23 protein-coding genes are annotated in these 21,983 nt (G+C 70.8%); 10 read left to right on the top strand and 13 right to left on the bottom strand.

The genetic code is table 11. The annotated features are described in order from the left end of the window. Positions 1-28 precede the first annotated feature (28 nt). The 5 genes from AB4039_RS15450 to AB4039_RS15430 all read left to right on the top strand — a co-directional run bounded on the left by AB4039_RS15450 (position 29) and on the right by AB4039_RS15430 (position 4,486). The gene (locus tag AB4039_RS15450) at positions 29-1,075 is read left to right on the top strand and encodes an NAD(P)/FAD-dependent oxidoreductase (RefSeq protein WP_442270967.1); all 1,047 of its coding nucleotides are present in this window, start codon (positions 29-31) and stop codon (positions 1,073-1,075) included. A gap of 27 nt (positions 1,076-1,102) precedes the next feature. Continuing rightward, a complete protein-coding gene (locus AB4039_RS15445) occupies positions 1,103-2,908 on the top strand; it encodes a carbamoyltransferase family protein (protein ID WP_442270966.1) in 1,806 nt (601 codons plus the stop codon). A 14-nt stretch (positions 2,909-2,922) separates the two neighbouring features. Further along, entirely contained in the window at positions 2,923-3,411 is a 489-nt protein-coding gene (locus AB4039_RS15440) for an SRPBCC family protein (protein ID WP_266840116.1), read from the top strand. 5 nt (positions 3,412-3,416) lie between these two features. Continuing rightward, entirely contained in the window at positions 3,417-4,034 is a 618-nt protein-coding gene (locus AB4039_RS15435; RefSeq protein ID WP_442270965.1) for a histidine phosphatase family protein, read from the top strand. 236 nt (positions 4,035-4,270) lie between these two features. Continuing rightward, on the top strand, positions 4,271-4,486 hold the full coding sequence (locus AB4039_RS15430; RefSeq protein WP_266840114.1) for a DUF6243 family protein: 216 nt from the start codon (positions 4,271-4,273) through the stop codon (positions 4,484-4,486). A 198-nt stretch (positions 4,487-4,684) separates the two neighbouring features. On the opposite strand, the gene AB4039_RS15425 is transcribed toward AB4039_RS15430, so the two are convergent. Both AB4039_RS15425 and AB4039_RS15420 read right to left on the bottom strand, forming a co-directional pair. Further along, entirely contained in the window at positions 4,685-5,128 is a 444-nt protein-coding gene (locus tag AB4039_RS15425) for a DUF2267 domain-containing protein (RefSeq protein WP_442270964.1), read from the bottom strand. A gap of 159 nt (positions 5,129-5,287) precedes the next feature. Further along, complete coding sequence (locus tag AB4039_RS15420) at positions 5,288-5,722, bottom strand: Hsp20/alpha crystallin family protein (RefSeq protein ID WP_266840111.1); 435 nt, start codon at positions 5,720-5,722, stop codon at positions 5,288-5,290. A gap of 126 nt (positions 5,723-5,848) precedes the next feature. Here AB4039_RS15420 and AB4039_RS15415 point away from each other — a divergent pair, with 126 nt between their 5' ends. Further along, positions 5,849-6,505 carry an HSP18 transcriptional regulator gene (locus AB4039_RS15415; RefSeq protein ID WP_266840110.1) on the top strand — a complete coding sequence of 219 codons (657 nt, stop codon included), beginning with the start codon at positions 5,849-5,851 and terminating at the stop codon, positions 6,503-6,505. Between the two features lie 149 nt (positions 6,506-6,654). On the opposite strand, the gene AB4039_RS15410 is transcribed toward AB4039_RS15415, so the two are convergent. The 5 genes from AB4039_RS15410 to AB4039_RS15390 all read right to left on the bottom strand — a co-directional run bounded on the left by AB4039_RS15410 (position 6,655) and on the right by AB4039_RS15390 (position 12,352). After that, complete coding sequence (locus AB4039_RS15410) at positions 6,655-6,993, bottom strand: MerR family transcriptional regulator (RefSeq protein WP_266840108.1); 339 nt, start codon at positions 6,991-6,993, stop codon at positions 6,655-6,657. A 946-nt stretch (positions 6,994-7,939) separates the two neighbouring features. After that, positions 7,940-8,299 (bottom strand): CBS domain-containing protein, encoded by a 360-nt coding sequence (locus AB4039_RS15405; protein WP_442270963.1) that lies wholly within the window; start codon positions 8,297-8,299, stop codon positions 7,940-7,942. Between the two features lie 46 nt (positions 8,300-8,345). Next, positions 8,346-9,866: a DEAD/DEAH box helicase gene (locus AB4039_RS15400; protein ID WP_266840105.1), complete on the bottom strand. Its 1,521-nt coding sequence runs from the start codon at positions 9,864-9,866 to the stop codon at positions 8,346-8,348. A 316-nt stretch (positions 9,867-10,182) separates the two neighbouring features. Further along, the gene (locus tag AB4039_RS15395; RefSeq protein WP_266840103.1) at positions 10,183-10,386 is read right to left on the bottom strand and encodes a cold-shock protein; all 204 of its coding nucleotides are present in this window, start codon (positions 10,384-10,386) and stop codon (positions 10,183-10,185) included. A gap of 454 nt (positions 10,387-10,840) precedes the next feature. Further along, positions 10,841-12,352 carry a helix-turn-helix domain-containing protein gene (locus tag AB4039_RS15390; protein WP_442270962.1) on the bottom strand — a complete coding sequence of 504 codons (1,512 nt, stop codon included), beginning with the start codon at positions 12,350-12,352 and terminating at the stop codon, positions 10,841-10,843. Positions 12,353-12,682: 330 nt separating this feature from the next. Between AB4039_RS15390 and AB4039_RS15385 the strand changes: the two genes are divergently transcribed. Further along, positions 12,683-13,402, top strand: coding sequence for a DUF4232 domain-containing protein (locus tag AB4039_RS15385; protein WP_266840099.1), 720 nt, complete (start codon positions 12,683-12,685; stop codon positions 13,400-13,402). Positions 13,403-13,660: 258 nt separating this feature from the next. Here AB4039_RS15385 and AB4039_RS15380 read toward each other — a convergent pair whose 3' ends face one another. Beyond that, positions 13,661-14,863 (bottom strand): PP2C family protein-serine/threonine phosphatase, encoded by a 1,203-nt coding sequence (locus AB4039_RS15380; protein WP_266840097.1) that lies wholly within the window; start codon positions 14,861-14,863, stop codon positions 13,661-13,663. A gap of 164 nt (positions 14,864-15,027) precedes the next feature. Here AB4039_RS15380 and AB4039_RS15375 point away from each other — a divergent pair, with 164 nt between their 5' ends. Next, positions 15,028-16,296: a bifunctional GNAT family N-acetyltransferase/ATP-binding protein gene (locus tag AB4039_RS15375; RefSeq protein ID WP_266840095.1), complete on the top strand. Its 1,269-nt coding sequence runs from the start codon at positions 15,028-15,030 to the stop codon at positions 16,294-16,296. 44 nt (positions 16,297-16,340) lie between these two features. Here AB4039_RS15375 and AB4039_RS15370 read toward each other — a convergent pair whose 3' ends face one another. The 3 genes from AB4039_RS15370 to AB4039_RS15360 form a co-directional block, all read right to left on the bottom strand. After that, a complete protein-coding gene (locus AB4039_RS15370) occupies positions 16,341-16,613 on the bottom strand; it encodes a hypothetical protein (RefSeq protein ID WP_266840094.1) in 273 nt (90 codons plus the stop codon). Positions 16,614-16,708: 95 nt separating this feature from the next. Next, entirely contained in the window at positions 16,709-16,897 is a 189-nt protein-coding gene (locus AB4039_RS15365) for a hypothetical protein (RefSeq protein ID WP_266840092.1), read from the bottom strand. Between the two features lie 5 nt (positions 16,898-16,902). Further along, positions 16,903-17,475, bottom strand: a complete 573-nt coding sequence (locus AB4039_RS15360) for a DUF5994 family protein (protein ID WP_442270961.1) — start codon at positions 17,473-17,475, stop codon at positions 16,903-16,905. Positions 17,476-17,700: 225 nt separating this feature from the next. Between AB4039_RS15360 and AB4039_RS15355 the strand changes: the two genes are divergently transcribed. Then, complete coding sequence (locus AB4039_RS15355) at positions 17,701-18,201, top strand: DUF5994 family protein (protein ID WP_266840088.1); 501 nt, start codon at positions 17,701-17,703, stop codon at positions 18,199-18,201. Between the two features lie 41 nt (positions 18,202-18,242). On the opposite strand, the gene AB4039_RS15350 is transcribed toward AB4039_RS15355, so the two are convergent. Further along, positions 18,243-18,449: a hypothetical protein gene (locus AB4039_RS15350; protein WP_266840087.1), complete on the bottom strand. Its 207-nt coding sequence runs from the start codon at positions 18,447-18,449 to the stop codon at positions 18,243-18,245. 408 nt (positions 18,450-18,857) lie between these two features. On the opposite strand from AB4039_RS15350, the gene AB4039_RS15345 reads away from it, so the two are divergent. Next, positions 18,858-19,721 (top strand): helix-turn-helix domain-containing protein, encoded by an 864-nt coding sequence (locus AB4039_RS15345; RefSeq protein ID WP_442270960.1) that lies wholly within the window; start codon positions 18,858-18,860, stop codon positions 19,719-19,721. 275 nt (positions 19,722-19,996) lie between these two features. Here AB4039_RS15345 and AB4039_RS15340 read toward each other — a convergent pair whose 3' ends face one another. After that, positions 19,997-21,274, bottom strand: coding sequence for an ice-binding family protein (locus AB4039_RS15340; protein ID WP_442270959.1), 1,278 nt, complete (start codon positions 21,272-21,274; stop codon positions 19,997-19,999). Positions 21,275-21,983: the final 709 nt, after the last annotated feature.

Genomic DNA, 21,983 nt, shown 5'->3' with positions numbered 1-21,983 from the left:
GGCCCCACACCACAGGAGGAGGAAGACCTTGAGCGCCTTACCCGACCGCGCTGATGCCGTCGTCATCGGCGGGGGAGTGATCGGCACCTCTGCCGCCTGCCACCTCGCCGAAGCCGGCGTGAACACCGTCCTGCTGGAACGCGGAAGCCTCGGCGGCGGGGCGTCCGCGCACACCGCGGGCATGGTCCGCACCTACTTCCCCGGCGACCCCCGCACCGGCGCGTTGGCCGTGCGCAGCCTGAGCGCCTATCGCGACTTCGCCCGCCGCACCGAAGCTCCCCTCGGCCTGAAGCGGCTCGGGTTCATGGTGCTGTTCACCGACGAACGGCAGATCGCCGACTTCGAGGCGGGCCTCCAGGCCCAGCGGGCCGCCGGGGTCGACATCGCACTGATCAGTGCGCCCGAGGCGTCCGCACTCAATCCGTTGATCGACGAGCGCGCCGTGCTGGCCGCCGCCTGGTCTCCCGAGGCCTACCACGTGGACGGCCTCGACATCGTCCGCGGCTACGCCGCCGCGGCCCGCAATCACGGCGCCCGCCTGTTCACCCACACACCCGTCACGCGCATCGACGACGACAACACCGTCCACACCCCGCGGGGCAGCATCAAGGCGGACAGCGTCGTGTGCACGGCCGGGCCCTGGTCCGGCGAGGTGGCGTCCATGGCATCGGTCGACCTGCCGGTGACCCCCCACGCGATCGAGATGCTGTTCACCGACGTCCCGGACGCCCCGCACCATGAGATCCCCATGACGATGCACGCCACGTCCGGCCTGCGGATCCGCTCATGGAGGGACCGCATCCTCCTGGCCATGGGAATGCCCGGGGCCGGCGAGACGCGCGAGGCCTGGCTCGGCCGCGTCGCCGGCCATCTCGCCACCCTGTTCCCCGCCCTGGCCGGCACCGGCCTGCACCGCGCGTGGTCCGGCGACTTCGACGCCGGCCCCGGCAACACCGCCCTCATCGGCGAACACCCCACCCGCCGCTTCCTGTACGCGGCCGGATTCACCGGCGCGGGCCTCTGCCAGGCGCCCGCGGCCGGGGAGATGCTCCGAGACCTGTTGATCGTCAAGTAGTCCCGTCCCGTCACAGGAAGGAACGCCGTGATCGTTCTGGGATGCAACGGTTTCAGCCGGGTGTCGGAGTTCTTCTCCGAACGCCTCGGCGCGACCGGCATCAACAAGCACTACCTCTTGGGCCACGACGCCGCCGCGGCGGTCCTGGTGGACGGCCGACTGGTCGCCGCGGTGGAGGAAGAGCGCCTCAACCGGGAGAAGAAGACCACCGACTTCCCCGTGAACGCGATCGACTGGTGCCTGAAGGAGGCCGGGATCACGTTCGACGACGTCGACCTGTTCGCCTTCCCATGGAACTGGACCGCGCAGGTCCTGGACGAGATCCTGGACGGCATCCGCAGCTCGTCGGCACCCGAGGCCGCCAAGGAGCAACTGCTCGCCGACATAACGGACTTGTTCGATGAGGTCGTCAGCCATGACGCGATCCTCGCGGACTTCGAGGCCCGCACCGGACACCGTCCCGACCCCGCCAAGGTCCGCTTCGTTCCCCACCACCTGGCCCACGCCACGACCGGCTACTACCTCGCCGGCATGAAGGACTCCGCGTTCCTCGTCAGCGACGGCCGCGCCGAACGCTTCTCGACCCTGACGGGCGAGATCCGCGAGGGCCGGATCACCGTCTTCGACGACACCGCCACCGGCGCGCAGTACTCCATCGGCACCCTGTTCTCCTGCATCACCCGTTTCCTCGGCTTCGTGCCCAACAACGACGAGTACAAGGTGATGGGCCTGGCCGGATACGCCGAGCCCCCCTCTGCGAACCCGTTCGTCGACGACCTCCTCAGGCTGCACGACGACGGCCGCTACACCTTCACCAAGCCCCTGCGGACCGACGACCTCCACAGCCACGACGCCCTGTTCGAGGAGTACTTCGGACCCTTCGAGGACACCCTCGAATACACCTCCCGCGTCGCCGCCGCCGCGCAGCAGATGCTGAACGTCGCCACCGCCCACCAGGTCCACCACCTGGAGAAGAGGACGGATCTCGACCGGCTGCTGTTCGAAGGCGGCGTCGCCCTGAACTGCCTGAACAACACCCCGATGTTCGAGGGCTCGCGCTTCCGGGACATGGAGGTCAGCTTCGGCGCCTCCGACACCGGCATCACCATCGGGGCCGCGGCCCACGCCTGGCTCGGCCATCCCGGCACCGGCCCCGCGGACATCCTCGCCGCCTCGGCACCCGTCAGCCCCTACCTGGGTCCGTCCTACGGCGAAGGCGCGATCGAGGAGGCCCTCGCCGGCTTCGCCGGCCGCGTCGTCGTCACGCGCCTGGACGACGACGAGGTCGTCGAGCACGTGGCGAAGCTGCTGACGGAGAAGGTCGTCATCGGCTGGTTCGACGGGCGCGTCGAACACGGGCCGCGCGCGCTGGGGCACCGCAGCATCCTCGCCAACCCCGGCTTCGACGACATCAAGGACATCATCAACACCCGGGTCAAGCACCGCGAACCCTTCCGCCCGTTCGCTCCCCTCGTCCTGGAGGAGCAGGCGCCGGAGATCTTCGAGATGGGGCGCAAGACCAGTTCCCCGTACATGACGTTCGTCTTCCCCGTCCGCGACGCGTACAAGGACCGCATCCCCGGTGCCGTGCACGTGGACGGCACCTCCCGCATCCAGACCCTGACGGACGAGGGAACCCCGCGGCTCACGGCCCTGCTGCGGAGGTTCATCGAACTCACCGGCACCCCGTGCCTGATCAACACCTCGTTCAACGTCGCCGGCGAACCCATCGTCTGCACCCCCGCCGACGCCCTGAACTGCTTCATGGGCACCGAGATCGACTACCTGATCCTCGGCAACCACCTGGTCGCCAAGACCGACGACGCCAACTGACCAAGGAGCACTCCGTGCCGATCCAGATCCAGCGCAAGCACACCATGTACCACTCCACCATCCTGGAGTCCGACCCGGACACCGTGTGGGCCACCGTCCGCGACGCCATGCAGATCCTGGCGATCGTGTCCCCGGGCGACCTGGACATCCACACCGACGTCACCTGGACGGAGGGCGGCTCGGTCGAGACGGTCCCGGCCCGCTACGACTTCAAGCTCACGCTCAACGGCGGCCTCGTCCAGCAGGAGATCGCCGCCCGCGACGAGATCAACAAGACCCAGTCCTACCGGGCCATCGCCCCCACCAGCGGGGTCCAGAGCTACGAGGCCACCATCCGGGTGCGCCCCATCACCAACGACCCGGCCCGCAGCTTCTTCGAGTGGTCGCGGATCCTGGAGATCGCCGAGGACGCCGACCTGAAGGTGGTCGAGGCCATCATCGACGTCATGGAGAAGCAGACCGACGCCGTCCGGGACCACTTCGCGGCGCAGACCGCGAAGTGAGCGAGGTGACGACGCTCGTACTGCTGCGGCACGGCGAGACCCTGCTCACCCCGCAACGGCGGATCTCCGGCAGCGGAGGGTCCGATCCGGGACTCTCACCGGCCGGACGCCGCCAGGCCCGGGCGACAGCGGACGCCCTCGCCCGCCGCGGCGGCATCGAGGCGGTCGTCACGTCACCGATGCGGCGCTGCCAGGAGACCGCCCGGTCCGCGGCCGCGCGCCTCGGCCTGAGCGTCCAGGTCGACCGGGACCTGCGGGAAGCGGACTTCGGTGCCTGGGAGGGCCTGACCTTCGCCGAAGTACGCGAACGCTACCCGGACGACCTGAGCGCGTGGTTCGCCTCGCCCGAGAGTCCACCCTCGGGCGCGGGCGAGACCGTGCAACAGGTCACCCGCCGGGTCGCCGCCGTACGGGACGGCCTCCGGGCCCGGTACGCCGGCGCGACGGTTCTGGTCGTCTCCCACGTCGTACCGGTAAGGACCCTGCTCCGCCTCGCCCTCCAGGCACCGCCACACAGCCTGTTCCGCATGGAGGTCGCGGCAGCCTCGCTGTCGACGGTGACGTACGAGGAGGACGGCACCGCCACGGTGCGGGCCCTCAACGACACCCATCACCTGGACTGAACCGCGAACCGAGGTGCCCGTTGCGGAACGACTCGCGGTCCGCGTCGCTCCACTGGGCGGCGAAAAGCCTGGTGTGCGGGGCCGGCGGGACCGGGTAACGTCATTGTCATGTTCTTCCAGACCCCGATTTACGAGTGAGGGCGTGACGGGCCCCTGCTGACGCCCTTCGGCGTCGCCGCGCCCGTCCCCCCACCGACGCATCCGTAGATCACTTCACACCGTTACCGGGAGAACCCATGACCGTGAGCAAGAACATCAACAACCCCGTGGGCCAGGGCGGCGGCCAGCGCAAGAAGCTGTCCCGCGCCGAACGGCAGAACAACGGTCCGCACCGCAACCGCGACCGCCAGGGTGCCGCCGACCAGAAGGCGGAGCTGGTGCGCAAGATGCGCGAGAAGGCGGGCGCGGCCGAGGGCGCCGGGCAGACGGGCGACGACACCGCACGGAGCTGACGCGCCGCCGCCGCAGGGCGGCAGCGCACGGGGGCAGGGCCCGGACCGCGACGCGCGGTCCGGGCCCTGCCGCGGTATCGGGGGCCGCAACACCCGGTGCTTCCCGGGCGAAGACCACCTGGTCAGGGCGGCGACACCGTTCTTCGTGGACCTCCGGCGGGGTCCTTCGGCGTGGCGGGGAGGGCGACGGGTCTGCCGTCAGGCGGCCAGCTGGGGCTGCCGCAGCTCCGCCTGGCCGAAGAGGAGCGCGTAGCCGCCGGGAAGGCGGTGGAGGATCCGGGCGAGCAGGTCGGGCCCGGCGAGGCGCGCGACCATGGCGAACACGGCGCCGGTGTCCCATCGGGCGGTGGCCGGTGTGCCGCCGGTTCGGGCGGCCAGGTCCTTGACGAAGCCCCAGCCGGTGAGCGGCTCGGTGTCCGGGATCTGGGCGGTCAGGGTGAGGGCGGCTTCGACCGGCAGGCACTGTGCGAGGTCGACGCGTTCGTCCCCGGTGACCTGCCGGCCGAGGGCGGCGAGGACGTCGTGCACGGCTTCCGACGCGCGTTCGCGGGTGGGGTAGGCGCCTTCGTAGCGCACGCGTTCCAGCATCTGGTCGAACGTCATCGCGGGCCGGACCGGGTTCGGTCGAGGCTGGTCGTACATCGTGCTGCGGTTGCCTTTCTCTTCGAGGGACGACTTGGGGGCGGGGCGGGGCGGGGCGGTCCGGGGCGGTCAGGTGGGTCGGGAGGGACCGAAGAGGAGGTCGTAGCGGTGCCGGAGGGGATCGGGGTCGCCGTCCTCCGCCGCTGGGGGCCCTGCTGGTCAGCCGGAGATCTGCTTGCGGCCGGACTCTCCACCGATGGCGATCTTCCGAGGCTTGGCGCGTTCGGCGATCGGGATGCGCAGGGTGAGGACACCTGCTTCGTAGTCGGCTTCGATGTGCTCGGTGTCGAGGGTGTCGGCCAGCACGATCTGGCGGGAGAAGACACCCAGGGGCCGTTCGGAGAGCTCCATCTGCACGCCGTCGGACCGCTCCGCAGGCCGGCGCTCGGCCTTCACGGTGAGCATGTTCCGTTCGACGTCGATGTCGATCGCCTCGGTGTTCACGCCGGGGAGGTCGAAGGCGATCACGTACGCGTCGCCCTGGCGGTACGCGTCCATCGGCATCACGGACGGCTTCGACCACGTGCCCGACGCACCCGAGAGCTGCTGAACGATCCGGTCCATTTCACGGAACGGGTCAGTGCGCATCAACATCGCGAAACACCTCCAGTCGGTTCAGGCAGGAACTTGCCAATGCGCTTCAACGTGCTTCCGTTGTAACATGTCATCGGAACGATGACAAGCAACACGTCATCTGGAGGATGACAGAGCGGAGACGTCATGAATGAGGCTGCCGAGCCGGCCGCGCCCGTCCCCTTTCCGGCCGCTGCCGCGGCGCTGGAAGACATCAAGCGGACCGTGCGAGACGCGCGGCAATCCCCCCAGGGAACTCCGCGGCCCGTGGCCGACTCCGGTCCGCATCCGGCGCTGACCGCACTGCTGATGCTGCGCGAGGTCCGCGAGCAGCTCGCCGGCTGGGAAAGCGGCTTGATCGAGGCCGCACGGGAGCAGGGTGCGAGCTGGGCAGACCTTGCCGGGCCCCTGGGGGTCGCCAGCCGTCAGGCCGCCGAACGGCGCTACCTGAGACTGCGTCCCGGCGTCGCCGGAAGCACCGGCGACCAGCGCGTCCAGGCCACCCGGGACAGACGGGCAGCCGACCGCACCGTGACGGCCTGGGCCCGCGACAACGCGGCGGACCTGCGTCGGCTCGCCGGCCAGGTCACCGCCCTCACGGGCCTGCCGGCCGATGCCCGAGGGGCGGTCGAAGAAGTGAACCTGGCGCTCGCCGACAACGACGCGGCCCACCTCGTCCGCCCCCTGGCCGGCACCCGGCCCCACCTGAGGCCGGAGGACGTCGCACTCGCCGAGCGCATCGACGCCATGGCCCGGCACACCGACCGGCTCCGCCGTGAAAGCGGTGACCGGCGCAGTTCATGACCCGATGAGCTCCGAAGCACCGGCCGGCCGGCGCGCTCCTGCGGACCCACGGTGCTCCTGCGGACCAGCGGTGGGGTGCCGTCGCGCGGGCGTCCCGGGCATCCGGGACGAGCGCGAGGGGTCCGGGGACGTCGGCAGGCGCAGCGGTTTCAGGTCGAGGCCGGAGGAGTCGGCGATGCGGCGGCGCGGCGGTATTCCGCGTTGATGCGCTGGGCTTCCTCAAGCTGGTCTTCGAGGATGATGATGCGGCAGGCGGCCTCGATGGGGGTGCCCTGGTCGACGAGTTCCCGGGCGCGGGCGGCGATGCGCAGCTGGTAGCGGGAGTAGCGGCGGTGCCCGCCCTCGGAGCGCAGCGGGGTGATGAGGCGGGCTTCGCCGATGGCGCGCAGGAAGCCCTGGGTGGTGCCGAGCATTTCGGCGGCCCGGCCCATCGTGTAGGCGGGGTAGTCGTCGTCGTCGAGGCGGCCGAACGAGTCGTCTGCTGTCATTGAACCTCTCTCGTGGAACGCGTGGAGGGGCCCTGGTGCCATATGGCACCAGGGCCCCGAAGGAACTACTACACCATCTGTCGGCCCTGGTACTGCGCCGACCTCCTGTATCCGCGGACCCGACCTGGCTGCTGTCGGGGCTGCGAGGATCGCGGTTGCTTGACCGGAGACCACCTCACTATCGATGTCCTGCGGTACCCGGGCCGATTTCCCGCCCGGGCGATCCTGATGGTGCTGGGCTCCTCCGTTCTTCCCTCGGTGATCAACTGCTCACTTCACGGGACTGCGTACTGCTGGTACTGCGTACTGCTGGTACTGCGTACTGCTCAGCGGCCTCGCCCAGCGCCGCGCTCCGGCAGCCAGCCCCGTCGCCCATCGTGCGTCTGCTCTGGCTTGGAACCCCACTGCCGAACTTCCCGGTGCGCGCGTCCGCAGCCGACGCCTTCACCGAGGTGTTGCTCACTGACTTCACTGCTGGGTACTGCCACTGCGGTACTTCTCTCGGTGGCCCCTGATCACTGCGGGCCGCCCGGTCCGGTGGTCAGTCCCGTCGCCGTCATGCAACCACCTGGCTTCGACACTCCACCACCGCACCGCCCTGCTGAACTGCACCTGCCTGTACTGCGGTACTGCGGAACTGCTGCCCGGCAGTTCGTCTCTGCCGGGCCCTTCGGTCTCTCTGGGCTACGAGAGAAACCATAACCACGCCGCAGCCCAATGTCTACTCCGGCCACCATAGATTTTCGCGTGTTCGTCGAGGAGGTAATCGGTACCGCCCGCGATGGGGGCAGAGGCCCGCACGCGGGACGGACGCGGTGGGCCACGGCTGCTCCGACCGCTGACCGCCGCCCACCCAGGAGCGCCTGGATACGCGGGAGGGGCCGACCGGCACATGCCGGTCGGCCCCTCATCGCTGTTTCGGGCGTCGCTCGCGCCGCCCTGCCGGTCAGACGGCCAGTGGGCTGCCGAGCATCGCGGCCATCGTTGTCCCGGACGAGGTGACGAACGGTCCGCGCTCGCCGATCACGGCGCGCAGGCGGACCTGGTCCGTGTACGCCGAGCCGTCCCGGACGCCGGCGAGCTGGGCCAGGGTGACCAGCCCGGTGCGCAGGCCGTCCTCGTCACGGACGAGCAGACGGTCCGTGCGGGCACTGGACATGACGGCCAGGGCCACCTCGACCGTCATGTCGTCACAGACCTGCGGTCCGGCGGCGTCGACGGCGTAGACGGCATCGATGGCATCGCCCACCGTCCGGTGCACCGGGTCGGGACGTGCCGAGCGGGGCTGCATCTGGACCAGCGTCACAACGTGCCTCCTGCAGAGATAGGTCAGTCTTCTGATCACGTGGTTCTCATGCGGCCGCGTCGAAGGCGGACTTCCGCGCACCTACGCGCCGGGCAGCCGAAGCGGGGCGCCGCCTGCCGCGGGAGGCCGCAGTCCGCCCGGCGCGTTCGGTGACCGGTGCCGTGATGACCACGGGGATGCCGGAGGGGGCCTGGGCGCCGGTGATCCGGCTGAGGGCCGCTTCGCCGGAGCGGACCTGCGTGGTCTGCGGCACGATCCCGGCCGCCAGCATGAGGCGGGTCATGTCGCGGCGCTGGTTGGGGGTGACCAGGGTGACGACGCTGCCGGACTCGCCGGCGCGGGCGGTGCGTCCGCCGCGGTGCAGGTAGTCCTTGTGGTCGGTGGGCGGGTCGACGTTGACGACGAGGTCGAGGCTGTCGACGTGGATGCCGCGGGCGGCGACGTTCGTGGCGACCAGGACGCTGACGTGCCCGGTCTTGAACTGGGCCAGGGTCCGGGTCCGCTGGGGCTGGGACTTCCCGCCGTGCAGGGCCGCGGCGCGGACCCCGCTGTTGAGGAGGTCCTGGGTGAGGCGGTCCACCGCGTGCTTGGTGTCGAGGAACATGATCACGCGGCCGTCGCGGGCGGCGATCTCCGTCGTCGTGGCGTGCTTGTCCGCGCCGTGGACGTACAGGACGTGGTGCTCCATCGTGGTCACCGCACCCTGCGAGGGGTCCACCGAGTGGACGACCGGGTCGGAGAGGTACCGGCGCACGAGGAGGTCGACGTTGCGGTCCAGGGTCGCGGAGAACAGCATCCGCTGGCCGCCCGGGCGCACCTGGTCCAGCAGGGCGGTGACCTGCGGCATGAAGCCCATGTCGGCCATCTGGTCGGCCTCGTCCAGGACGGTGACCGCGACCTGGTCCAGGCGGCAGTCCCCACGGTCGATGAGGTCCTTCAGCCGTCCCGGGGTGGCGACGACGACCTCGGCGCCCGACCTGAGCGCGTTGGCCTGCCGCCCGATGGGCATCCCGCCCACCACGGTCGCCAGGCGCAGCTTCACGGGGCGGGCGTACGGGGTGAGGGCGTCGGAGACCTGCTGGGCCAGTTCACGCGTCGGGACCAGGATCAGGGCCAGCGGCTGACGGGCTTCGGCGCGCTGTCCGGCGGTGCGGGCCAGCAGGGCGAGGCCGAAGGCGAGGGTCTTGCCGGAGCCGGTCCGGCCGCGGCCGAGTACGTCACGGCCGGCGAGGGAGTTCGGCAGCGTCGCGCCCTGGATCGGGAACGGCACCGCCACACCCTGCGTACGCAGTGCGGCCAGCAGCTCGGCCGGCATGTCGAGAGCGGCGAAGGTCTCGACGGGCGGCAGTGCCGGAGTGACGGTCTTCGGCAGGGCGAACTCACCCTGCACCGCGGCGGGCCGGCGGCCGTAGCCGCCCGAGCGGCTCGGACCGCCGGAACGGCCCCCGGAACGGCTCGCGGAGGGCGACCCGAAACGGCCGCCCCGCTCCGAGCCGGCGCCGGCGCCGAAAGCGGGGCCGCCGGTGCGGCTGCGGGCGGAGCGGTTGTTCGTACGGATGGGGTTCATTCAGAACCTTCCTTGATACGGCACGTACCAAGGAATTCCCGCAGCAGAAGAGCAGTGCAGAGAATCGCAAGAACGGCCGAATGGAATGCGATAGCGCGGCTGGCCCGCAAGGGAACTGCACGGGGCACGGCGCAGGCGCTGGAATGGGGGACGTCGTACGGACGCGCACGTCACGAGAATTGCTCGGGTGCAGACCTTGAGGAGGGCGCGCGCGTCCCCTCCGTGCTTCGTCCAGGTGACACACCGCGGGAAATGCGTGCAGCTGGGGCCCGCACCCCGAGGGATGCGGGCCCCAGCTGCAAGAAGCGCGTCAGTGTCAGGCGGGAACGATGTTCTCGGCCGTCGGGCCCTTCTGGCCCTGCGCGATGTCGAAGGTGACCTTCTGGCCTTCGAGCAGCTCGCGGAAACCCTGGGCGGCGATGTTCGAGAAGTGGGCGAAGACGTCGTCGCCGCCACCGTCCTGCTCGATGAAGCCGAAGCCCTTTGCCGGGTTGAACCACTTAACGGTGCCAGTGGCCATGTCATATCTCCTTCGGGGCAGTACACCGGCGTCCGCATGGTGCGGATGCCGTGTCGCCGCGATGATGCCCCGCCCGGAGAATGGCCCGGAAATATAAAGCGCTTGCGTATGGCCTCGGAGGCCGATGAAGACGCTTGAAGTTTTTGGGTACCACAACTGCAACCGAGATCGACAGTAGCATGTTGCAGGGGCTTGTACGCGTTAAATATTTCCGCCCTGTGGGGTGCGGTGAAAATCCTTCCCGCGGGGCCCATTAAATTCTCAGACCGCCGTGGCAGATATTGGCTCCCCCCGAGTGCAGTGTTTCCAGAACGCCGGTGTCCGCCCTTCGGGACGTGGCCACTCCATCGGAGCATGGCCTGCGGAGGGCCCCTCCAGCCCCGCGGCCACCATCAATCTGGCGCACTGTGAGGGCACGTGTGCCACCCGAGGGGTACGCGGTGCAATGGGTCTTTCATTCCGTGTCCGGCAGCCAGGCGTTGTTGTTCGCGTTGTACCAGTACCGGTGGCCGGCGTTCAGGGAGACCGTGCGGAACGGGCGGCCGTGGTCGTCGATGCGGGTGGTGCCCTGGCGGTCGCCGCTGCTCCAGGCCAGCTCCAGGTACCAGCTGACGTCCTGACCGAGTGTGGAGGCGTCGATGTTCAGCACCTGGGGGTCGGTGGCGGAGACCTTGTACGGGAAGTCGGTCGAGGCCGTCGGCCGTTCACCCTCCTTGCCGGGTACGGGCCTGGCCTTCGGGGAGGCGTCGTCCAGGTCCACGGCGAAGGACGCCGGCACCAGCGCGCCGCCGCAACCGGCGCCCATCGTGTACGCGTTCCAGCCGGGAGCCTTGCGGCCGCTCACCACATGGACGTACAGCCCGTGCAGGACCGCGGGCTTGCCCTCGGTGCCCTGGACGGTCAGCTGCATGCGCAGGTGCCCCGCCGGGACGGCGTCCAGGGCCCGGGCCCACCCTTCGGCCGCCTGCCCGGCGGGAGGCGGGGGGACCGTGCCGGGTGCCTTGTCCAGGGCGAACCACTGGTCGCAGGGGCTGTCCCAGTTGTCGGGCAGGACGTTGACCGTGAACGGGGCGGCGGGGGAGGCCCCCTTCTTGGCGGTGTCCGGCGAGGTGGACGCGGACGGTGCCGAGGGGGACGACGCTCCGGGGTCGGACGGGGGCGCGGAATCGGCGTTGGGCGTGGGTGACGACGACCCGCCCGACGGCAAGGCCGGGCCCGCCGCCGCCCGCTCGCGCGAGGACGGCTGGACGGCGCCGTGGCGCGTGTCCCCGTGACCCGTATCTCGCATGGCGGAGACGGCGGCGGCGGTCCCCGCCACCGCGGCGGTGGCCAGGGCGGCCGCAACGGCGAGCAGCAGCCGAGGACGCCGGACCCCCGGTACGGAGGTCCGTGCGGAGCCCGGCCGGATCAGGGCGGCGGGGGCGTCTGCGGCTGCCTCCGTGGCCGGTGCGGGGTCGGGTGCCTGCGCCGGTGCCGGCCCGGGAGCGGGGGCAGGCGCCGGAGCGGATGCCTCCGCGGCAGGTCCGGGCGCCGGGGCGGCCGCGGCCGCGGAGGCCGGGGCCGGTGCGGGGCCGGTCTCCGCCTGCGGCCGGACCTCCGAAGCCTGCCCAGCCACGACCACCGCCGATGCAGGCGGCACCTCCGGCGCGGTGTCATCGCCCGGCGGCGCCGCGGAGTTCGCCGCCGCCGGCCCCGGGGCCTGCTCCTCCGTCACCCCCCGCCGCCGTTCCACCAGCGCCAGCAGCCACTGCTGGTGCAGAGCGACCAGTTCGTCGGCCGAGGCACCGCAGACTCGGGCGAACCGCTCCACGGGGGCGTAATCCGTGGGCACCGCCGCGCCGCTGCAATAGCGGTGCAGCGTCGAGTTGCTGGAGTGCAGACGCTTCGCGAGCGTGCCGTAGCTGCGCCCCGAGCGCTCTTTGAATCCGCGCATCAGCTGCGCGAACCGCTCCGTCTCCGTGGCCATTCCACCCTCCCCGTCATCCCGGAAGCACGTTCCAGGGTCGCCCGATCGCCCAGGTGAGAGGGGTCGGGAGCGTTCCAGGGTTCCAACTATCCCGGCCCGGACGCCACTGGAACAAAACCGGCCCCACAGTTGCGTCATCAGCCCGTCGGTCCGCCGATCGGATCGGCGGGCGGATCCGGCGGTCGCAACGGGAGGGCCCCCACCCGCCCCGCCCGCCGCCTCCGGCCGCCTGCGGCAGCAGCCGACCGGAACAGCAGCCCCACCCAACGTCTCGTCAGGCAGAAGGCAGAAGCCGCCGCCTCACGACCACACGGACACGGAGAGTTCCCCATGCGCACCTACCGATTCCGCACCACTGCCCTGGCCACCGCCACCGCCGGCCTGGCTCTGGCCCTGACCGCCTGCGGCGGCTCGGACAGCGCCGGCGGGCCGACCACGAACCCCGCCGCCACCAAGAGCGCGGACAAGCAGGTCTCGACCGGGACCGTGACGCCGTCCGGGGAGGGCGCCCCCGCCGCTGCGTCCGCCGGCAAGGGCACCGGAACCGGCACGGCCACCGCCACCCCGGCGAAGGCCGGTTCGGGCGGCAAGAACACGGGGGGCACCACCGGTGACTCCTACGCCTACACGCACCCCTGCTCGGCGCGCGACCTGACCGTCAAGGTCACTTCCCCGACGGGCACTCCGGCCACCGTCCGCGTCATCACCGTGACCAACAACGGTTCCACCTCCTGCGGTCTGGACTACTTCCCCACCGTCGGCTTCAGCGCCAAGGGCGGTGCGCTCGGTCTCCAGGCCACTGCCCCCGGTGGACTGGGCGGCGCCCCGGCGTACCCGGTGCACCCCGGCGCCACCGCGTACGCGGCCGTGGACCTCAACCCGTCGGGTGGCACCGGCCCCGTGGCCGACGAGGTCAACGTCCTGGCCGACAAGGAGCACATGCCGAACGCGGACGGCGTCAGCCTCCAGCTGGCCAAGCCGGGCAGCGTCGCCAACCCGAAGGTCGGCCTGTACCGCACCAACACCCGCGACGCGCTGAGCGCCTTCTGAACGCAGTTCCGGGGGCGCGGCCACGGCCGTCCCACGGGGTGTGTCACCGGGCGGGTCAACTGTCAGGGGAACGCTGGGCAACTGCCTCGCCGAACGCGGGGCGGCCCGAGACGAGCTCAAGCCCCTGGAGCGTGAGTTGACCCAGCTCCAGGGCGTGATCTACAGGCGGCGGGCCGGGCCAGCCCGCTGAGCTCCACGTCGTACGGATCCGAACCGCGGTTCGCCGTCCCCGCCGGCACGTTGGGTCACGGCCTTCCGTCACCCGCGCCACTCGAACAGGACGAGCGTCGCGTCGTCCGAGGTGGTTTCGCCGCGTGCCCGCTTGAGGGTGTGGGAGAGTTCCCGGGCCACCGCGCGGACCCCGTGGTCGGCCTGTTCCAGCTGGTTCACCCAGTCGATCAGCTGCTCCTCGCCGAACTGTTCCTGCCCGCTCTCGTGCTCCTCGATCAGGCCGTCGGTGAAGCACAGGACGCGGTCGCCCGGCTCCAGGGCCATCGTGCTGACCTGCGGCTGGGCACCTCCGAATCCGACGGGGAGGGTGGTGGGGCTGTCCAGACGGCCTACGACGCGGTGCGCGCGGATCAGCATCGGCGCGGGATGTCCCGCGTTGACCCATTGGAGCCGCCCCGTTTCCGTGTCCAGGCGCATCATCTGGGCGGTCACGAAGTGGTCGGGGTCGAACTGCTCGGCGACGGCCCGGTCCATGAAGAGGTAGATCTCGGACAGCTCGATGCTGATCCGGCGGGCGTGCCGGTACGCGCCGATGGCCACCGTGGCCATCGTGGCCGCGTCCAGGCCGTGCCCCATGGCGTCGACCATGGCCAGGTGCAGGACGTCGCCGTTCAGGGCGTAGTCGAAGCTGTCCCCCGCCACGGCGTAGGCGGGCTCCAGGACCCCGGCGACCGCGACGCGCGGCATCACCATCGACAGTGGGGGCAGCAGGGACCACTGGATCTCCGCGGGGACGCTCATCGGTTCGCTGCGGCGGGTCCGGAAGAAGAGGTCGGTGTAGCCGTTCTTGGTCTGCAGCAGGTCGGCCGCCAGGCCCGCGATCCGGCGCAGGAGGCGGCGRGCGTCGTCGTCGATCCCGTCCAGGGTGACCGAGAGGACCCCCACCTGGTCGCCGCCGTCCAGCAGGGGCAGGTGCACCCGTACGCCGTCGGCCGTCGGGACCTCGACCGGGCGTGACTCCAGGAAGCACCGCCCCGCGTCGGAGCGGTTGATGGGCTGCGGATCGCCGGCGGCCACGCCGCCGGCGGCGTCCAGGGGGACCAGCTGCTGCAGTCCGTAGTCCTGGAGCAGGATCTGCGGTTCGCGGCCCCCCAACCGGGCCACCGTCGTGGCGACGAGCGGGCCGACCATGTGCGGCGGCAGCTCGTGCGCCCGGTCCAGGAGCAGCCCGAGCAGCTCCTCCCCGAAACTCTCCGAAAGGTCCGGGTCCCCGCGCCCTCCGACGGTCATCCTGTTGCCTCCAACCGGGCGGCGGGCCGGCGTCCGGGCTGCACGGGCGGCGTGGCCTCCAGGATGCTCCCCGGCGACCGGGCACGCCACACGGTCCGCCCGGCGTGCGCATCGCGCGCACATCGGCCGATGATGGGAGTACGGCCGAGCACGCGGAGCTGACCATGACGGGTTGGCATGTCAGGGACTACACCCCGGACGATCTCGAAGCGGTGATCCGGGTCGACGCGGAGAGCAGTACGGCCGAGGAGCCACCCCTCTTCCCGCTGTCGGACGCGGTGGCGGCCCTCCAGGCCCTCCATCCGGCGGTGGTGGCCACCGCGGACGAGGTGGTGGTCGGCGCCGCGGTGAGCAGGGTGGAGGGCGACCGGTCGTGGATCCTGCGCATCTGCATGGCGCCCGACTGGCGGCACCGGGGGCTGGGCAGCGACCTGATCACGGCCCTGGAGCACCGGCTGTTCGCCGGCGGCGTCCGAACGGTGCACGCGGCCCTGCCCGACGGCGAGACCGGTGCCACCGCCCTGCACAACTGCGGCTTCGACGCCCGGCCGGGTCTGGTCTTCTTCGAGAAGCGCGGACGGGTGACCCCGCAGGCGGTCAGCATGCTCGCGTCGCTCGGAGCGGAGCTGCCGCCCGGGGGACTGTGGCAGAAGGTCGCGGGCATGCAGAGGGAGAAGGAGCTCATCGAGCGGCGCCTGGTCCTGCCCCTGGCCCATCCCGAAATGGCCGCCCGGCACGGAGTGGAGCTGCCGCGGGCGGTGATGCTGTTCGGGCCGCCCGGGACGGGGAAGAGCACGTTCGCGCACGCGATCGCCAGCCGTCTGGGATGGCCGTTCCTCGAACTGTTCCCCGCCCGGCTGGCCGCCGAGTACGGGCTGGCCAGTGGGCTGAACCGGCGCTTCGACGAGATCGCCCGGCTCGACCACGTCCTGGTCTTCATCGACGAGGTCGAGGAGATCGCGGGGACCCGCAGCGGTGCGGACGCGACCGCGGTCGGTGTCGTCAACGAACTGCTCAAGGCGATCGTCCGGTTCCGGGGCCAGGACGGGCGGCTGCTCGTCTGCGCCACGAACGACGTGACCACCCTCGACTCCGCGTTCCTGCGGCACGGCCGGTTCGACTACGTGCTGCCGATCGGCCCGCCCGACGACCGGGCGAGGACCGCGCTGTGGGAGAGCTACCTGACCAGAGCGGGCGCGCAGGCCGACAGCACGGCGCTGGCGTCCGCCAGCGAGGGGTTCACCCCCGCCGACATCGCCCATGTGGCGCGCACCGTCTCACAGGTCCAGTTCGAGCGCACCATCGACACCGGAACCCGGGCCCGCCCCACCACCGAGGACTACCTGCGCACGATCCGCGGGACCAGGCCCACGGTCAGCGCCGCCATGGCCCAGGAATTCGCCGAGCAGACCACGGAGTTCGCCCGCGTCTAGACCGCCCCTGCGCCAGACCGCCCCTGCGCCAGACCGCCCCTGCGCTAGACCGCCTCTTCCTCCTCGGCTTCCATGCGCCGGATCCCCTCGTGGGTGAGGGTGACCATCGCGGGGGTGTTGCCCGGTTCCCAGTCGACGGTGATCAGGCCTTCGCCCGCCAGGTAGGTGCACGCTGCGGCCAGGTCCTGTTCCGGTATGCGCAGGTCGTGCCGCAGCTGCGCTCCGGTGATGCCGAGGAGGCGGTTGCCCTCGACGGCTTCGTACAGGACCCGGAGCACCTGTTCGCGGTAGGTCTTGCGTTCGCGCAGAGTGGCCATGACCGCGTCCTTTCGCGTGCGTCGGCGGTTGCGTGTGCCGTGGCGTCCCGCCCGTCGACCCTGTCCGGAGGAAGGTCCGGAGGAAGGTCCGTTCCTCACCGACCGGCATCTCCGTGGTGGGCTCGATGACCGGAGTCGTCCGGCAGGCCCGGAGGTTTCGGCAGGGGGTCGCTGAACCGGTGGGCCGCGATCCGTGCGTCGTGCTGCGCGTTGAGCAGGTGGATCAGGCGCATTCCGATGCCGATCGCGAGGATGATCGCCGCGATGAGGACGATGGTCTCCACGGAGCTCACCTCCAGCCGTTCGCGGACGGCGGGAGGGAGCTTCGTCCCATCGCGTCCCCGAACGGGGACATGCAGGCCCCGCCCTCGTCCTCCCAGGCGGCTTCCCGGCGCACGGCATCGCGGACGCCGCGCCCGATGACGGCTTCGTTGGCCATGAGCACGCTCGGGGTGAGGACGCTGCCCGGGATCGCCGCGGCGGCCATCAGGCGGGCCGCGGCCGCGGGTGCGGTCTCGGGCGGGATGACCAGGAGGTCCCAGCGGCCGACGGTGTAGGAGAGCAGGATCAGCCTGTCGGGGTCCTGTTCGGTGAACCAGCCCACGTGCAGCACCCGCCCGTCCATGGGCACCGCGTGCGGTACGACGGGCCAGCGGGTGGGATTCACGGTGACGCGGGTGACGCGGCCCCAGGGTTCCTCCAGGGCGGCGGCGAGCGGCGGGAGCTCGGCTTCGAGGTCGCGGGAGTAGGGCCACCAGGCCCCGTCCAGCTGGCCGGCGAGCGTGGTCTTCGGGGTGAGGGACAAGCGGGCCGGGACTGCGGCGAGGTCGCGGGGCGCGGTCCGGTCGAGGGTGGTGGTCATGATGCGGACCTGCCCCCGGACTGCCCGTCGGCAGTCCGGTCTTTAGGCGATCGCCGGAAACGACACCTGCGTGAAAGCCGGTGTGCGAAGTACTCCCGGTGCTTTCACTGTACGCCTGTTCGGCTGGGTTTGGCCGTTCTGACCAGGTATTTTCCGGCGGGCGGTGGTGTGGGCGGTGGGCGTAGTGTGAAGGGACCACAGGTCCCCGTAGACGGGTGAACCCACATGGCTGACTCAGACAGCCCCCGTACACCCCCACTGCTCCTGCCGGATGCGATCCACCGTGCGGTCCGGCCCGGCGCGGCCGTGCTCCGGCTGGAGACCACGAGGTCCCGGGAGGGGCTCCTCGACGGCGCTTGGTGGCCGCGCACCCGCGACATCGGAACCGAGCTGCCGGCGCTGATCAGAGTGCTGACCGGGCATCTCGGCCCGATCACCCGCGTGGGCGTGGACGCCTCCGCCTGGGACGGGGTCCCCACCCGCCTGGTCGTCGACGACCAGGTCGTGCACCTCGACTCCGACCCGGTCGGCGACGACACCGTCCTCGTCACCCGCGGCCACAACGACCACTTCGCCCTGCTGGTGGTTCCCCCGGACACCACCGCCGACGCCGCACGGGAGGCCATGGCCCGCGCCGTCCGCGCCGACAACATCACGCAGGCCGCCCAGCTCCTCGTCGCCACCACACCCGAACCCGGGGAGGGTGCCGCCGATCCGCCGGGCTGACCCGGCGTCACGGCGGCCGCCCCGGGCGTGCGGTGCGCCGGTCAGAGCCCCTCGTCGTGCAGGTCCTCTTCGCGCAGCAGGTCGTCCTCGCGGCGGCGCGAGCCCTCCTTCTGCCCGGGCTTCCCTTCCTGTTCACGGGACTGCCTGCCCGGTCGGGGCTGCGCGGGGTCTCCGGGGCGATGGTGCTCCTGAGCCTCGCGGCCCGTGCCCTTGCCCGGCTCCTGACGGTTGTCCTGCGTACCGTCCATGACGGCGCTCCTCTTGATGCGTGGGGGTATGGACTCCTCTCGGATCACGCTGCCACGCACGTCGCAGGTCCGCATGACGGCGACCGCGGAGCGAGGCACTCCGTCCTGTCCGTGGCGATCCCTCCGGAGCCTGGCATATTGCGCAGAAATTTATACCGGTTCGGCGCTCCGGACAGGAATTCGCTGGCAATCCGTAATTCACGCGGATGGGGTGTCGGGTGTGAGGATATTTCGATTCTTGTTATGCGAACCGGAAAATGTGGCCGGTCGGGTGGGGGCAATAGGAGAGGCCGCTCTTCGCCCGGCGGTTGTCACCGTTGACGACACGGCGTAAAAGCGGATCAAGCCGACCGGGCCGTGGCAATCTGCTCGCCTGTGCAAGGTTTTTCGAGCGGAGGTGCGCATCCTGTGAGTGGCACGGTCAATCCCACCGTCAGCAGGCGCCGACTGGGGTCGGAGCTACGTCGGCTCCGGGAGATCAGCGGTATGACGACACAGCAGGTGGCGGAACGCCTGCTGATCTCCCAGCCTAAGATCAGTCTGCTGGAGAATGGCCGCCGCCTCGCCAAGCCGCGCGATGTGCGCGATCTCTGCGGGTTGTACGGAGTTCAGGATCAGCGGTGCGTCGATCACCTGATGCAGTTGTCCCGGGAGTCGGGTCAGCAGGGCTGGTGGAATTCCTACGGCGACATCCCGTACGGCCCCTACATCGGCCTGGAGGCCGAGGCGGCCTCGATCCGGCTCTACGAGCCGTTGGTGATCCCCGGCCTGCTGCAGACTCCCGCCTATGCCCGGGCGGTCATCGCAGGAACGATCCCTCATGTCACGGCCGAACAGGCCGGCGCACGCCTCCAGGTGAGGCTGCGGCGCCAGGACCGGCTGGGAGCCCCGCGCGACCCGCTGCGTCTATGGGCCGTCCTGGACGAATCGGCGCTGCGGCGCGTCGTGGGCAGCCGCGAGGTCATGCGCGAGCAGCTGGACCATCTGACCCGCCTCGGTGCCCGGCCGCACATCACCATGCAGGTTCTCCCCCATCGTGCGGGCGCGCACCCGGGCGTCTCGGGACAGTTCTCGCTGCTGGAGTTCGCCGACGCCGCCGATATGAGCGTGGTGTATCTGGAAAGGTTCACCAGCGACGTCTATCTGGAGAAACGTTCCGACGTGCGGCTCTACCGCGATATGTATGCGCACTTGCAGGCCCGGGCGCTGAGCCCGGACAGCACCCGGCATCTCATCGACGAAGCCATCGAATCCTACGCAGGCCCGGAATGACCCGCCTTTGGCCGACCGGAGCCACGACATCGCCGGCCGGCGCGTCCGTGAATCCGAATTGACCGCTCGCAAGCACCACTGAGCCCCTGGACGGTGTGTCCAGGGGCTCAGCCGCCGAACGGCGGACGTGACGTCCTACGCGCTTGATCGAGCTCCAGCCCCTGCCGCCGATGCGTGCGCAGCCATCGGTGACGGGAGGGCGGAGCGTTCGACGATCGGGCCGAGTGCCCGACACCGATCGGTCAGGGGCGTGAGGCGGTCACGCCTGCGACGGGCTACTCCTGTCGCGTTGTCGTACCTCGCCGCATCCTCCTCCTGGTGAAGATGACCGAGCCTCCGACGAATGCCAGCGCTGCCGCGGAGGCGGCCGTGATGCCGGTCCCGCTGCTTGATCCGGCACCGGCCGGCTGCTGGCTGGTGGCGGCGCTCACGTGGGCGAAGTTGACGCTCTTGGCCGCGTGCCCGGGACTCGCGTGGCCGGGGTCCTCGGCTTGGCCGTTCGGAAGGAAGTTGGCCCAAGGCGGCTTGCCCTCGTCGTGGTCGCCCTGACCGTTCTCGCCCTCGTCCTGGTCGTGGTCGTGGTCGCCGTGCTCGTCCTTGTCGTGGTCGCCGTGTTCGTCCTTGTCGTGGTCGTGGTGCCCCTTCTCGCCCTTGTCTCCGCGAGGCCCCTTGGGTCCGGCGGGTCCGGTGGGTCCGACAGGTCCTGTGGGTCCTGCGGGTCCGGTCGGGCCGGGGGCGCCGGGCGCACCGGGGCTGCCGGTCGGGCCRGGWGCGCCGGGGCTGCCGGGGGCACCAGGTGCGCCGGGGCTGCCGGTCGGGCCGGGGGCACCGGTCGGGCCGGGGCTGCCGGTCGGTCCGGGTGCACCGGTCGGGCCGGGGCTGCCGGTCGGTCCGGGAGGTCCACTGGGTCCGGGAGGTCCGCTCGGTCCGGGCGGACCAACGGCGCAGTCCGGCCTCGTAATGGTGTTGTTGTCCATCGTGACCGCGCCATTGCGCGCCAGGGCACGGCCCAGGATCACGGCGCTGTTGTTCAGCGTGATGGACTGCAGGGCCAGGATGTTGCCCTTGAACTGGGTGGTCGTGTCGATGGTGGCGGAGCTGCCCACCTGCCAGAACACGTTGCAGGCACTTGCCCCGTTGATGAAGGCCACGACACTCGCCGGAGCCGTGGTCAGGGTGGAGGGGATCCGGAAGATGAAGACGGAGTTGGGGTCGTTCTGGCCGTCGAGCGTGACCGTCCCGGTGAGTTGCACGAACGACGGGGCGGTGTAGACGCCGGGCGCCAGCGTCAGTCCGCCGATCTCGGCCGCAGCGAGCACGGTCCCGGGTCCCCGTCCTGCCGCGTCGTCGTAGGCGACGACGAGGTCGGACTTCGCCTGGCCGGCAGCGGCGTTGGGGGACACGCGCTGCACCCCGTTGACGATGCCGGGCGGGAAGCCGGTCACCGATGTCCCCGGATAGAGCCCCAGGTCGCCGTTGATGATGGTGGGGTTCGTGTTGGTGATCGTCGAACCGGCCAGAACCGCGTAACTGGTGGCGGTCCCCAGCCCCACGGTGGATTCCGCGGCGTGAGCGAGGCTCGGGACCAGGGCGGCCGACGCCAGGAGCGCTGCGGGGAGCAGGGCGAAGGCTCCCCGTTTGAGCAGACTGCGTTGAGGGCTTGTGTCGGGTGGAGCCGACCGGATGACATCCAATGCCATAGCAGGACCTTTCTTGTTGCTTGATCCTCAGTCCTCCCCGAGGAGGATTCCGAGCGCCCGCGACGGTGACTGCTCAGGGCTGCAAGCTCCCCACCTGCGCCGACACGCAGGCTCACCCCGAGCGGGGGACGGCAGAGCGACTCCCTGCCAGAGGTAGTGACGTGCCGTCACCCAGCAGTATTGACGCATATTTCACAGCAATAGACACTAAATCGGGAAAAAGGGTCTGCAAGAGTGACGCAACGTCAGGAAGGCGAATGTGTCGCACGTCTGTGCGGATCTGTTGCGTGGTCACAGCGGGAGCGCGCGGCTGGGCCTGTCGAACGGCCTTTCGTAAGAGGCGCGTGAGCCGCAGCGTTCAGCGCGCTTCGGGGCCGCCGCCGGAGGGCGTGCGCCGGCGGTGTCCGGGGAGGCGCAGATCCGCCGGGCGGCCTCGATGCCGTCCATGACGGGCATCCGGGCGCCCATCAGGACCACGTCCGGCCGAGCAGTGGGATGCGGCGCAGCCCGCCGGGGCCGCCGTGGCTGGGCCCGGCGCCGATGTCGCAGATGTCGACGCCGA

This window comes from Streptomyces sp. M-16, from assembly GCF_052114405.1.
GTDB lineage: Bacteria > Actinomycetota > Actinomycetes > Streptomycetales > Streptomycetaceae > Streptomyces.
The sequence above is the reverse complement of the archived record's forward strand: the minus strand, read 5'-3'. Positions and strand labels throughout refer to the sequence as shown.

What these genes read in the sequence shown, in the direction of transcription:
- AB4039_RS15350 (WP_266840087.1), bottom strand. Translation starts at nt 18,449, where the DNA reads ATGGACGGTACGCAGGACAACCGTCAGGAGCCGGGCAAGGGCACGGGC.
- AB4039_RS15430 (WP_266840114.1), top strand. Translation starts at nt 4,271, where the DNA reads ATGACCGTGAGCAAGAACATCAACAACCCCGTGGGCCAGGGCGGCGGC.
- AB4039_RS15360 (WP_442270961.1), bottom strand. Translation starts at nt 17,475, where the DNA reads ATGACCACCACCCTCGACCGGACCGCGCCCCGCGACCTCGCCGCAGTC.
- AB4039_RS15370 (WP_266840094.1), bottom strand. Translation starts at nt 16,613, where the DNA reads ATGGCCACTCTGCGCGAACGCAAGACCTACCGCGAACAGGTGCTCCGG.
- AB4039_RS15420 (WP_266840111.1), bottom strand. Translation starts at nt 5,722, where the DNA reads ATGTTGATGCGCACTGACCCGTTCCGTGAAATGGACCGGATCGTTCAG.
- AB4039_RS15390 (WP_442270962.1), bottom strand. Translation starts at nt 12,352, where the DNA reads ATGGCCACGGAGACGGAGCGGTTCGCGCAGCTGATGCGCGGATTCAAA.
- AB4039_RS15400 (WP_266840105.1), bottom strand. Translation starts at nt 9,866, where the DNA reads ATGAACCCCATCCGTACGAACAACCGCTCCGCCCGCAGCCGCACCGGC.
- AB4039_RS15355 (WP_266840088.1), top strand. Translation starts at nt 17,701, where the DNA reads ATGGCTGACTCAGACAGCCCCCGTACACCCCCACTGCTCCTGCCGGAT.
- AB4039_RS15415 (WP_266840110.1), top strand. Translation starts at nt 5,849, where the DNA reads ATGAATGAGGCTGCCGAGCCGGCCGCGCCCGTCCCCTTTCCGGCCGCT.
- AB4039_RS15375 (WP_266840095.1), top strand. Translation starts at nt 15,028, where the DNA reads ATGACGGGTTGGCATGTCAGGGACTACACCCCGGACGATCTCGAAGCG.
- AB4039_RS15410 (WP_266840108.1), bottom strand. Translation starts at nt 6,993, where the DNA reads ATGACAGCAGACGACTCGTTCGGCCGCCTCGACGACGACGACTACCCC.
- AB4039_RS15425 (WP_442270964.1), bottom strand. Translation starts at nt 5,128, where the DNA reads ATGTACGACCAGCCTCGACCGAACCCGGTCCGGCCCGCGATGACGTTC.
- AB4039_RS15395 (WP_266840103.1), bottom strand. Translation starts at nt 10,386, where the DNA reads ATGGCCACTGGCACCGTTAAGTGGTTCAACCCGGCAAAGGGCTTCGGC.
- AB4039_RS15385 (WP_266840099.1), top strand. Translation starts at nt 12,683, where the DNA reads ATGCGCACCTACCGATTCCGCACCACTGCCCTGGCCACCGCCACCGCC.